The organism is Candidatus Arsenophonus triatominarum (genome assembly GCF_001640365.1).
GTDB classification, from domain to species: domain Bacteria; phylum Pseudomonadota; class Gammaproteobacteria; order Enterobacterales; family Enterobacteriaceae; genus Arsenophonus; species Arsenophonus triatominarum.
This window is the reverse complement of sequence record NZ_LWMI01000016.1, coordinates 167,691-179,511: the sequence shown is the minus strand read 5'-3', so window position 1 is coordinate 179,511 and position 11,821 is coordinate 167,691. Positions and strand designations below refer to the sequence as shown.

The 11,821-nt window shown below is 36.6% G+C and carries 9 protein-coding genes and 4 pseudogenes; 6 read left to right on the top strand and 7 right to left on the bottom strand.

The window, feature by feature from the left end; translation table 11 throughout:
- Positions 1 to 74: 74 nt before the first annotated feature.
- Complete coding sequence (gene ppk1, locus AYJ55_RS14940) at positions 75 to 2,144, top strand: polyphosphate kinase 1 (RefSeq protein WP_063657111.1); 2,070 nt, start codon at positions 75 to 77, stop codon at positions 2,142 to 2,144.
- A 4-nt stretch (positions 2,145 to 2,148) separates the two neighbouring features.
- Positions 2,149 to 3,678 (top strand): exopolyphosphatase, encoded by a 1,530-nt coding sequence (gene ppx / locus AYJ55_RS14935; RefSeq protein WP_063657110.1) that lies wholly within the window; start codon positions 2,149 to 2,151, stop codon positions 3,676 to 3,678.
- Between the two features lie 188 nt (positions 3,679 to 3,866).
- Here the strand turns inward: ppx and AYJ55_RS14930 are convergent, their stop codons facing one another.
- The 4 genes and pseudogenes from AYJ55_RS14930 to AYJ55_RS14915 all read right to left on the bottom strand — a co-directional run.
- Entirely contained in the window at positions 3,867 to 4,244 is a 378-nt protein-coding gene (locus AYJ55_RS14930) for a transposase (protein ID WP_281181171.1), read from the bottom strand.
- A gap of 5 nt (positions 4,245 to 4,249) precedes the next feature.
- The gene (locus AYJ55_RS14925; RefSeq protein ID WP_063653499.1) at positions 4,250 to 4,738 is read right to left on the bottom strand and encodes an IS630 family transposase; all 489 of its coding nucleotides are present in this window, start codon (positions 4,736 to 4,738) and stop codon (positions 4,250 to 4,252) included.
- On the bottom strand, positions 4,707 to 5,072 hold the full coding sequence (locus AYJ55_RS14920) for an IS630 transposase-related protein (RefSeq protein ID WP_063653415.1): 366 nt from the start codon (positions 5,070 to 5,072) through the stop codon (positions 4,707 to 4,709). Before AYJ55_RS14920 ends, AYJ55_RS14925 begins: the two co-directional genes overlap by 32 nt.
- A 25-nt stretch (positions 5,073 to 5,097) precedes the next feature.
- Positions 5,098 to 5,934, bottom strand: a pseudogene (locus AYJ55_RS14915) (IS91 family transposase); the annotation flags it as partial.
- Positions 5,935 to 6,250: 316 nt separating this feature from the next.
- Between AYJ55_RS14915 and AYJ55_RS14910 the strand changes: the two are divergent.
- Together AYJ55_RS14910 and arcA are read left to right on the top strand one after the other, a co-directional pair.
- Positions 6,251 to 6,843 (top strand): annotated as a pseudogene (locus tag AYJ55_RS14910) (transposase); the annotation flags it as partial.
- A 583-nt stretch (positions 6,844 to 7,426) separates the two neighbouring features.
- The gene (arcA, locus tag AYJ55_RS14905; protein ID WP_063657106.1) at positions 7,427 to 8,143 is read left to right on the top strand and encodes a two-component system response regulator ArcA; all 717 of its coding nucleotides are present in this window, start codon (positions 7,427 to 7,429) and stop codon (positions 8,141 to 8,143) included.
- Positions 8,144 to 8,195: 52 nt separating this feature from the next.
- Here arcA and creA read toward each other — a convergent pair whose 3' ends face one another.
- The gene (gene creA, locus AYJ55_RS14900; RefSeq protein ID WP_063657105.1) at positions 8,196 to 8,669 is read right to left on the bottom strand and encodes a protein CreA; all 474 of its coding nucleotides are present in this window, start codon (positions 8,667 to 8,669) and stop codon (positions 8,196 to 8,198) included.
- A 168-nt stretch (positions 8,670 to 8,837) separates the two neighbouring features.
- Between creA and robA the strand changes: the two genes are divergently transcribed.
- On the top strand, positions 8,838 to 9,743 hold the full coding sequence (robA, locus tag AYJ55_RS14895) for an MDR efflux pump AcrAB transcriptional activator RobA (RefSeq protein WP_063657104.1): 906 nt from the start codon (positions 8,838 to 8,840) through the stop codon (positions 9,741 to 9,743).
- Positions 9,744 to 9,969: 226 nt separating this feature from the next.
- Here the strand turns inward: robA and AYJ55_RS14890 are convergent.
- Positions 9,970 to 10,484, bottom strand: a pseudogene (locus tag AYJ55_RS14890) (integrase core domain-containing protein); the annotation flags it as partial.
- Between the two features lie 82 nt (positions 10,485 to 10,566).
- Here AYJ55_RS14890 and AYJ55_RS14885 point away from each other — a divergent pair.
- Positions 10,567 to 11,163 (top strand): transposase family protein, encoded by a 597-nt coding sequence (locus tag AYJ55_RS14885; protein ID WP_063657103.1) that lies wholly within the window; start codon positions 10,567 to 10,569, stop codon positions 11,161 to 11,163.
- Between the two features lie 52 nt (positions 11,164 to 11,215).
- Here the strand turns inward: AYJ55_RS14885 and AYJ55_RS14880 are convergent.
- Positions 11,216 to 11,655: pseudogene (locus AYJ55_RS14880) on the bottom strand (integrase core domain-containing protein); the annotation flags it as partial.
- Between the last annotated feature and the right edge of the window lie 166 nt (positions 11,656 to 11,821).

Below are 11,821 nucleotides of genomic sequence, written 5' to 3'. Positions count from 1 at the left end.
CATCAGTAATCAGATAAGCTGGCAAGTATCAATATCCTGTATTACTAAATAACAATATTGGTTATGGAGTAAAGATGTCTCAAGATCGGCTCTATACTGAAAAAGAGATCAGTTGGTTATCATTCAATGAGCGAGTTTTGCAAGAAGCAGCAGATAAACGTAATCCGCTGATTGAACGCATGCGATTTTTAGGTATTTATTCCAATAACCTTGAAGAATTTTATAAAATTAGATTTGCTGATGTTAAGCGACGTATATTAATTAATGAAGAACGAGGAACCGCATCTAGTTCACGCCAGCTACTAAAGCGAATTGAAAACAAAGTTGCAAAACTCGATCAAGAATTTGACTCATTATATAACGAGTTATTACTTGAAATGGCGCGTAACCAAATTTTCTTAATTAACGAACGGCAAATTTCGCCAAACCAACAAATTTGGTTACGACAATTTTTTCGCCAACAACTTCGTCAACATATTACGCCTATTCTGATCACGCCGGAAACTGATTTAGTTGAATTTTTAAAAGATGATTATACCTATTTAGCCGTTGAAATTATCAAGGGACAAAATATTCAATATGCCTTACTAGAAATTCCAGCGGGCAAACAACCTCGATTTGTTCATTTACCGCCTGAAATGCCAAAACGCAGGAAATCAATGATCCTACTAGATAATATTTTGCGTTATTGTCTAGACGAGATATTTAAAGGCTTTTTTGACTATGACCAATTAAACGCCTACGCGATGAAAATGACGCGCGATGCGGAATATGATTTAACTACTGAGATGGAATCCAGCATGCTAGAGTTGATGTCATCCAGTTTAAAACAGCGTCTTAATGCCGAACCGGTTCGTTTTGTTTATCAACGCAATATGCCTGATGAAATGGTAGAACTGCTGAGAAAAAAACTCGGACTATCAAGTGATGATTCAGTCATTGCCGGCGGCCGTTATCATAACTTTAAAGATTTCATTAAATTTCCGAACGAAGGTAATAAAAATTTACTGAATAAACCACTGCCGCGTTTACGTCATCGTCGTTTTGATAACTTCCGTAATGGCTTTGATGCGATCCGAGAAAAAGATGTTCTCCTCTATTATCCATATTACACTTTTGAGCATACGATAGAATTATTACGCCAAGCCTCTTTTGATCCCAACGTATTGACAATCAAAATCAATATTTATCGTGTAGCCAAGGATTCGCGCATTATTGAATCGATGATCCATGCCGCGCATAACGGTAAAAAAGTCACCGTGGTGGTTGAATTACAAGCGAGATTTGATGAAGAAGCCAATATTCATTGGGCTAAGCATCTTACCGAAGCCGGAGTACATGTCATTTTCTCTGCACCTGGCCTTAAGATCCACGCTAAACTTTTTATTATTTCTCGCCTCGAACAAGGTGAAATTATTCGTTATGCTCATATTGGCACCGGAAATTTTAACGAAAAAACCGCTCGCCTTTATACCGATTATTCCTTATTAACAGCAAATCAAGAAATTACCAATGAAGTAAGGCGGGTATTTAACTTTATTGAAAATCCTTACCGACCTGTCAATTTTGAAAATCTAATGGTTTCGCCGCAAAATTCACGCACTCGGCTGACTCAACTGATCGATCGGGAAACTACCAACGTTCAAGCGGGAAAAGCGGCCGCTATCTTGCTAAAGATTAATAACTTAGACGACAAAGAGTTAATTAATCGTCTTTATGATGCCTCCAATGCTGGCGTAAAAATTCGTCTGCTGATCCGCGGCATGTGTTCGCTAGTTCCCGGCCAAGCTAGTTTTAGTGAAAATATTCAAGTTACTAGCATTGTCGACCGTTTTCTTGAGCATGATAGAGTTTATGTATTTAGTAATAATGGCAACGAAGAAGTCTTCATCTCATCAGCTGACTGGATGACCCGCAATATCGATTTTCGTATTGAAGTGGCTGTTAAATTGGTTGATCAACAACTGAAACAACGCGTGCTCGACATTCTTGAATTACAATTTAATGATACCGTTAAAGCTCGTTATATCGATAAAGAGTTAACTAATCGTTATGTACCACGCGGTAATAAACGCAAGATCCAGGCACAGTTTGCTGTCTACGATTATCTAAAATCACTAGAACATCCAGAAACAAGAGTTTAACACTATGCCATTAATAAAACCTTCAGCATCGAGGCCGATGGAAATTGCTGCCATAGATCTTGGCTCTAATAGCTTTCATATGATTGTTGCGCGAATTGTTAATAGTGCCTTACAGATTTTAACCCGCATCAAAAAACGTGTTCATCTGGCTGACGGTTTAGATGAGCATAACAAATTAAGCGAAAAATCAATTCAGCGTGCCTTGACCTGCTTAGCGCTTTTTGCTGAACGTTTACAAGGGTTTACCGCTGATAATGTTTGCATAGTTGGGACTCATGCTTTACGAGAAGCTGTTAACGTCAAAGAGTTTCTTCAACGAGCTAAAGCCATTATACCCTACCCAATTGAAATTATTTCAGGCCAGGAAGAAGCGCGACTGATTTTTATGGGGGTTGAGCATACCCAGTCAGAAAAAGGCCGAAAGTTGGTAATTGATGTTGGCGGTGGCTCAACGGAACTTATTATTGGTGAAGATTTTAAGCCTCTATTAATGGAAAGCCGTAAAATGGGCTGCATCAGCTATGCCCGCCAATTTTTTGCTAATAATCTAATTAATGAAACTAATTTTGCGCGCGCCTATTTTGCTAGCCGACAAAAGCTGGAAAATCTTGCTTGCCAATATCAAATGCAAGGTTGGGACTATGCCTTTGGTGCTTCAGGAACCATAAAAGCAATTCATGAAGTACTTTGCCAGTTGGGTGATTCAGATGGCATCATCACCCATGAGCGCTTAGTTAAACTAAAAAAATTAGTACTAAAGTATAAAAATTTTAAGTCACTCGATCTACCCTGCTTATCGGCAGAGCGTGCTCAAATTTTTGTTCCGGGATTAGCCATTTTATGTGGCATATTTGATTCTCTGCAAATCAAACAATTAACGCTCTCTAACGGTGCTTTACGTGAAGGGGTTCTCTATGAAATGGAAGGACGTTTTCGTCATCAAGACATTCGTCAGCGCACTGCATTAAGTTTAGCTGAACACTATAATATTGACCGAGAACAAACGCAGCGAGTATCAAAAACCATCGAGATCCTTTATCAACAATGGGCAAAACAAAATCCCAAGTTGGTTAACACACAATTGAAAGTGCTACTTATCTGGGCCGCCATGCTGCATGAGGTTGGATTAAATATCAATCATAATGGCTTACATCGTCATTCTGCCTATATTTTATACAACACCAATCTGCCAGGATTTAACCAAGAGCAACAGTTATTACTAGCGACATTGGTCAGGTATCATAAAAAAAGTATCAAAGCTGATGAGTTCCCTAAGTTAAATCTATTTAAGAAAAAACAATATTTACCCATCATCCAACTATTACGGTTAGCTACACTACTTAATAATCAACGTCAATCGACAACCACGCCAAACTCACTACGTTTGAAAACCGATCAAAATCATTGGACACTCTATTTTCCTCCTCACTATTTACAGCAAAATGCGTTAATGCTGCTAGATTTAGAAAAAGAACAAAAATATTGGCAAAATGTTCCTAGCTGGAAATTAAAAATTAAAGAGGAATCTGCTTGATGTATAAGAAATTAATACCCGAAATGGTTACTCATTAACCTGCGCCATGATGAAATCCTTTTTATTTTCTTCTAAATTTTGCCAAAATTATGTTGAAGGTTGAGATAAGGAACGGAATAGATGGTTAAAAAACGGTTAATTATTAATCAATTTTGAACAAAAGGATAGATCTACCCTGTCGTGAGTTTTTATCGCCACCGCAAACAAGCCAGATCATGGTGACGTGCCATAAGTTCTTTACGATTCAATCCAAAATTCATTCCTACGAAAAGTAATTTTTTCCCACATAAGAGACAAGCAAGTGGATCGACTTTAAAGACGTGTTGATACATGTTTCGCCAGGTGACTTTTTTAGCGGGTTTTTTATCTTGCTGAGCTAAAGGATAAACAACCTCTGTTAACATTTTTCGCATCCGTGCTGATGGACTTAAAAAGCCGTAATAGCGGATCATGTGAAACCATTTTTCTGGCGCATGAGACGCAAACTGGGTAATAAATTCATCGGATGTCATGACCAAGTCTTCCTGTTTTTTCGTGCGGTGGCTCTTATAGCTAGGCGACTTAATTTTGATTACAGCATATGTATTAAAAACAGGTCATCGATAGTGCATCCTGTTTCCATCTTTTTACGTTTAGCTTGAGACCATTTATGTTCTATAGGATTTAAATCTGGTGAATACACAGGCAAATATTCTATCTGGTGTCCTGCGTTTATAATTGCCTGTTCAATATTCTTACCTTTGTGAAAGCTAGCGTTGTCCATAAAAATAACAGAATTTTCAGGAAGTTCTGGGAGCAATATTTTTGTGATCCAAACATAAAAAACATCACGATTAATATTGCAATCAAATAATCCGATAGCAAAAAGGGTTGTTCCCAATAAAGCGCCAATAACATTTGTTCTTCCCTTAGCACCCCAGTTTTTCAGGCCAAAACAACGGTGACCTTTTGGGGAATAGCCGTGAGTTCGTGGAGTGTCATGTGAAAAACCACTTTCATCAATAAAAACAACAGATTTATCTTTTTTTTCATACTGTTGTCTTTTTTGCTGATGTGCCAGCCTGTCGCTTTCGTTGGTTTTTGGATGGAATAGAGTTTTTTTTATAGGTTAATCCCAGCTTTTTAAGGGATTGCCAAATAGTCTTTTTACAAACACCGAATCGCTCTGCCCGTTCCTTTTGGTAAGCATCTGGATACTGTTCCACATCTTTTGCTAAAGCATTTTTATCGAGCTTCCTCTTACGTGGCGTTGAATTTTTTGGCTCTGGTCGTTTAAGCCAACGTACTAAAGACGCTTTTCCAATACGGAATTGTTTCGCAGTTTCTCGAATTGTTAAACCTTCGGCTTTCCTTACAGATATTACTTTACGTCGAAAATCAATTGTATAACTCATAACACACCTTGTAATCAAAATTAAGTCGCCTAGCTATATAACGTAACGTGATGTTATCTTCGCCGGAATAATGTTTTAAGCGACTGAGCGAGACAGGGTGTTTCTTTAGATAAAATCCGAGATAAAGGGTAACATGGGTAATATTGGAAAGAATATCAGAAAGATTAATATTCCACCCGCGCTTGTAGTGAGTGTTAAGTAATTGATTCCATCATGCTTTACTTCTTCCTTCAGCTTTAAGCTCATCGGGAATGGTGAGCGTGTAATAATGTTTTCTCAATAATGCCGTTATCCGATATCGCCACATTGTCATAATGTTTTCGCGATAAAAGCTGATATCCCGCCAGGTATTCTTTTTAGTCACCCCGCCGGCTGTGGTTGAAAAATGAATATGCGGATGCCATTTTTGGTCTCGTCCCCAGGTATGGATGGCAGTGAAAACGCCCGGGGTGATATTGAGGTCACGGCAGATGGTTAATATCACATCAGCGGCTAATCGATTCATTTCACCGAGAAGCCAACGGTTGGCGCGAATAATAGGCCAATATTCACAAGGCATGGTAAAAGTGATGTGCTGCCAAGGAACTTCGGGTAACCAAGCTAGCGTATTGTTAATCCATTGTAGGCAAGCTTTGACGCCACAATGTGGGGGGCAGCTTCGACTAAATTTAACCCGTTTCTCAGAATTACATTGAGGGTCAGGACAGCGCCAAATTGACCACCCCATAAGCGAAGTGCCGCAAGCCATAATCTTTACCATGGTTTCCATCACAACAGTGCGGACACTATCAGGGGGTTGGCGATTAAGCCAATTGAGCCAGCGTTGACCAAATTGAAAAACATGACTAAAACGCGGTGACATAAAAGGGAGCAAAAGATTGAGACAATAGGTATCGGGTTATACCAGTACTAACAAGCAATGACAAGTCGTCGCCCTAGGCGACCATCTTGAAACCACGCAGAAATAGCGAGAAAAATATGATTTCCACGAGTTTCGCACAGGCATATAAAATTCCAGAAATGGCTTAAAAGCAATGGTTAATTTGCAAGTTACTAAAACGTATAAATTTGTTTAAATTACAATAAGTTGCTTTTAATTTATAAGATTTTGTCTATTTATATATTATGCTGAATTAAACTTAAAAATAGAGTGTTTTTTTATTGGTGCGAAACTCGTGAAAGATTCCGATGGAAAAACAAAAAACACACACTTTTCCGAAATGCTCGCTCTTGCTAAAAAAAGAGGGATCATAGCAGAAGCGGTAGTGATGGATGCCTGGTATTCTAGCCTGGATAATCTGAAATCAATTCGCTCTCATGGTTGGGTCTGGGTAACCACGCTGAGGAAAAACAGGATTGTTAACCATAACAAACAACTGAACAAGTTAGACATCTCAGAAGAAGGAACTCCAATACACTTACGAGGCTACGGTTGGGTGACTGTTTTCAAATTTACAGCCAAAAACGGCCGTATTGATTACAGAGTAACAAACAAAGACAATCCCACCCGTCAATACGTCAAATCTATCATGGATGCCCCTTGGTTTGTTGAAGTTTATCATCGAGAAGTTAAAAAAATTGTGGTATTGAACGCTGTCAGGCTCGCACGAGTCGAGCGCAAAGAAATCATATTTTTCTCGCTATTTCTGCGTGGTTTGAACAACATAAACGCCGTATATCTGAAAAAATAACTCTTTATCAACAAAATTGGCATGTAATCAAAAATGCCATTGCTGAGCAGATCAGAGGGTTATTAGTATACCCAAATTAGGTTTGTGCGAAACTCGTGCTTTAATTACTAAAACTAATTAAACATATTCATTTCTTTGTTAAGTAACTATTATCAACAGAATACATTTCACTTTAAGCAGATAAAAAAACAAACATAACCGAATAAATGAGAATTTTTATCTATTTACAATCAGCAACTCTTGTATGTTAACAGATAAATAATAATAGAGGCTTAACGTTTATATTTTTCATATAAATTACATTAGTGCCTATTTTAATTTAAATACAATATTTTATGACACAAAAAATCATATAATTTAAGTAATAATCTTTATAATAGCTTTATTTCGATTTTGACGTGTATCAACAAAAGTCATTTTTTTAGGTGGTAAATAGCCTTTTAGGTGTTATATTGCTGTTAACATAAAATGAGAAAAGAATTGTTTAGTAAATTTCTTTTAGGTTCGGCATAATTGTTTTTTTGTTACAAAAAAATTATATGAACTTTAATGATATTCGCTAAGCTTTCATTAGTATTATAAAATGAAATTAGAGAAAGCATGCTCTTGAAACATTAGTGTGTAAATCTGGTAATTTATATTGTAGAGAGTTAGGTAGCACATATGCAAACCCCACATATTTTGATTGTTGAAGACGAGATTGTCACACGCAATACCTTAAAAAGCATTTTCGAAGCAGAAGGCTATATTGTACATGAAGCTACTGATGGAGCCGAAATGAACAATATTTTATCTGATAATGATATTAACCTGGTCATTATGGATATTAATTTGCCAGGCAAAAATGGTCTGCTACTTGCGCGCGAATTACGTGAGCAAGCTCATGTTGCGCTGATGTTTCTTACCGGGCGTGATAATGAAGTTGATAAGATATTAGGATTAGAAATTGGGGCCGATGATTATATAACTAAGCCTTTCAACCCTCGCGAATTAACAATTCGTGCCCGAAATTTACTTTCGCGCACAATGAATCTTTGCCAAATCAGTGGTGAACGCCGCCAGGTAGAAAGTTATAAATTTAATGGCTGGGAACTGGATATTAACAGTCGCTCTTTAATCAGCCCGATTGGTGATCAATATAAATTACCACGTAGTGAATTCAGAGCTATGTTACATTTTTGTGAAAATCCAGGTAAAATTCAAACACGTGCAGAACTATTGAAAAAAATGACCGGACGTGAATTAAAGCCCCACGATAGAACTATTGATGTGACTATCCGCCGTATTCGTAAACACTTTGAATCGATAGTCGATACACCAGAAATTATTGCCACCATCCATGGTGAAGGTTATCGCTTCTGTGGTGATATTGAAGAATAAATATAACATATTAAACCCCTTTTATTTAGGTGTTGGGGGTTTAATAAATATATTAATGCCATGGCATAATTGGCACAGCACTAATAGCATTTTTAGGCGATCCATCAATTATTTTGTCTGAATAAGTTAAATAAATAAGTGCATTACGTTGTTTATCGTAGAAACGTACTACTTGTAGTTTTTTGAAAATCAATGAAGTACGTTTTTGAAAAACAACTTGCCCCTTTTTATTATTTAATTTTATTTTGTCATCTATAATTATTGGCCCAACCTGTTGACAGGAAATTGCCGAATCAGCAGTATCTTCTGCCAGGCCGAGACCTCCTTTAATACCGCCTGTTTTTGCTCGACTCAGATAACAAGTTATATTATTAATATCCGGATCGTCAAATGCTTCAATAACAATTTTATTATCAGGACCAAAAAGTTTAAAGACCGTATCAACAGAACCGATTTCTTCTGCCAATATTGAATTTGGTAGAAAAAATATTATTAAAATAGATAGTAATTTTGATAAATTTCGCATGATATCAATTTTCCTTAATAACACTCATTAAATAATAAAATTATTTTTACATTATTAATATCCATAAAAAATAATAAAATAGCTATATAAACCAATTTAGTATTAAATGGATGTTTATTATAAAGTCTTTATACTATTTATAGGTGATTATTTAAACCAGGTACTTCTATGGATCAAAACAATATTATCCGCGATTTACTGTATTGGATAGACACACATCTAGATCAACCGCTATTTCTCGATAACGTCGCAGCTAAAGCCGGTTATTCAAAATGGCATTTACAGCGGATGTTTAAAAACATTACTCAGCAAGCTATTGGCTCTTATATCCGTGCTCGCCGACTTTCCCGTACGGCTGTTGCTCTTAGGCTGACTAGTCGGCCAATTCTTGATATTGCACTGCAATACCGTTTTGATTCACAGCAAACCTTTACTCGTGCGTTTAAAAAACAATTTGGCATTACACCAGCTCTCTATCGTCGCAGTGAAGAGTGGTGTGCTACAGGTATGCAACCACCAATCACTCTAGAAGAACAAAAATTACCTAATGTATCCTTTGTCACACTAGCACCGAAACATTTAATGGGAATAGAACAAACTTGCTCATATATATTAGAAAAATGGTCTACTGCTTGTGCTGAAATGCGCCAATATTTTTGGCAACATTATCAAGATAAAACAAAAATTATACCTAATGAAGTTTATGGATTATATCGTGTCGTGCATAGCTCAGAAAAGGATGATGAACAAACGGTTTCATATATAACTGCAGTCGAACCGCAATATGCTGATAATGAAAATAATTTATACCATTCAGTTATCATCGAAGGCGGTGATTATGCCCACTTTACTTTTGACGGAAAACCAACAAAAAGTGATCTACAACAGTTTTTATATATGATTTATGGTGTTTATATGCCTAATCTCAATCTAACCCGTCGCGCTGGACACGATATAGAACATTATCATCTGAAAGATCCTAATAATCCTGAATGTAACTACAATAATCCAGAAAACCATATGGTCTCATTTGATTATTTTGTGCCGATTAAAAGAACGCCTTCCTCCAGCTAAAACGAATTGATTATAATATGTAGTAGCTCAGACTTGATCTGACAGTTACCTGTTATTTATACAGTATCTGTCAGGTTAAATTTGATTTAAACACGAATTTCGCACCAATAAAAAACGCTCTATTTTTAAGTTTAATTCAGCATAATATATAAATAGAAAAAACCTTATAAATTAAAAGCAACTTATTGTAATTTAAACAAATTTATACGTTTTAGTGACTTGCAAATTAACCATTGCTTTTAAGCCATTTCTGGAATTTTATATGCCTGTGCGAAACTCGTGTTAAATCTTTCTCTCTCCAAAGTTGTTTTCTATCGTGTAAAGTTGCCATAGGCGTTCGACCGCAACACATTTTTCCTTGATGAGTGCGTTGGTTATTATATTCCGCTAACCATTTATCTAAATCAGCTTGTAATTCATCTAAAGCCCTATAGATTTTCTTACGAAAAGCCACCTGATAGAACTCTTGTAATACAGTTTTATGAAAATCCCATTGGTTTGAGGTGAACGAGCTTTAGTTTTTGTATGATCAATATCATTGATAGCGAGATAAAATTGATAATCGTGATGTTCAACTTTACCACAATACTCACTGCCTCTGTCCGTCAGTATACGTAACACCGGTAACCCATGCTGGGAATAAAAAGGGAGAACCTTGTCATTTAATAAATCTGCCGCCGTTATCGCGCTTTTTGTTGTGTAAAGCTTACAATGAACGACTTTACTGTAAGTATCAATAAAATAGTTGCTGAATAGAGACTTGCATTTTTTGTCACGCTATAGACAATAAAAAGAGGTTTAACTTAGAAAATAACGGTTTGAAATGATCAACAAAGAGCGGTTGTTACGAGATAATCGTTTATGTAAAGCAATCATTGGATTATCAGTCGAAGAATTGAAAAATTTAGCCGCTGAATTTTCAGCTTGTTATTTGATTTATCGGAAAAAGAATCGAAAAGATCACGAGCGGCAGATGGGTGCAGGGCAGAAAGGATTTATCCCAACCCCATTAGATAAACTGCTTTTTATTTTATTGTATTTAAAATGTTATCCGACCTATGATTTGCAAGGACTTCTTTTTGGTTTAGATAGAACACGGGTATGTCGCTGGGTAAAAATATTATTACCGGTTTTAGAGATGACCTTGGGGCGAGAATGTGTTTTGCCCGCTCGTCAAATTCGCTCTGCTGAGGAATTTTTTCGCGCCTTTCCTGGAGTTAAAGACGTCTTTATTGATGGGACAGAGCGACCTGTCCAAAAGCCTAAGAATCTGCGTCGGCGAAAAAAAATGTATTCGGGAAAGAAAAGACAGACCACTCGAAAAGGGCTTATTATGACTGACGAAACGAGGAAAATTGGATTTATCCCCATGATCAAAAATGGGCGCCGTCACGATAAACGCTTACTCGATAAAGTGTAGTAGCTCAGACTTAATCTGACAGTTACCGGTTATTTATACAGTACCTGTCAGGTTAAATTTGATTTAAATCTTTCTCTCTCCAAAGTTGTTTTCCATCGTGTAAAGTTGCCATAGGAGTTCGACCGCAACGCATTTTTCCTTGATGAGTACGTTGGTTATTATATTCCGCTAACCATTTATCTAAATCAGCTTGTAATTCATTTAGATTTTCTTACGAAAAGCCACCTGATAGAACTCTTGTAATACAGTTTTATGAAAGCGTTCACAAATCCCATTAGTTTGAGGTGAACGAGCTTTAGTTTTTGTATGATCAATATCATTGATAGCGAGATAAAGTTGATAATCGTGATGTTCAACTTTACCACAATACTCACTGCCTCTGTCCGTCAGTATACGTAACACCGGTAACCCATGCTGGGAATAAAAAGGGAGAACCTTGTCATTTAATAAATCTGCCGCCGTTATCGCGCTTTTTGTTGTGTAAAGCTTACAATAAGCATGTTGCTCAATAGTGAAATAAAGTTGCTTAAAATAAAAACAAGTTAGATACATCTAAAAAATACAAAAATAGTTTATTTTTTAATCTTACATAGGTTATTTTTAATGCAAAAATTGATGATTTTATCATCATCGGCTGGTTTTTTTGTAAGTCATAATT

Excerpts from the sequence above, each read along its gene's own strand:
- ppk1 (WP_063657111.1), top strand. The coding sequence starts at position 75 with ATGTCTCAAGATCGGCTCTATACTGAAAAAGAGATCAGTTGGTTATCA.
- ppx (WP_063657110.1), top strand. The coding sequence starts at position 2,149 with ATGCCATTAATAAAACCTTCAGCATCGAGGCCGATGGAAATTGCTGCC.
- AYJ55_RS14920 (WP_063653415.1), bottom strand. The coding sequence starts at position 5,072 with ATGAGTTATACAATTGATTTTCGACGTAAAGTAATATCTGTAAGGAAA.
- arcA (WP_063657106.1), top strand. The coding sequence starts at position 7,427 with ATGCAAACCCCACATATTTTGATTGTTGAAGACGAGATTGTCACACGC.
- creA (WP_063657105.1), bottom strand. The coding sequence starts at position 8,669 with ATGCGAAATTTATCAAAATTACTATCTATTTTAATAATATTTTTTCTA.
- robA (WP_063657104.1), top strand. The coding sequence starts at position 8,838 with ATGGATCAAAACAATATTATCCGCGATTTACTGTATTGGATAGACACA.
- AYJ55_RS14885 (WP_063657103.1), top strand. The coding sequence starts at position 10,567 with ATGATCAACAAAGAGCGGTTGTTACGAGATAATCGTTTATGTAAAGCA.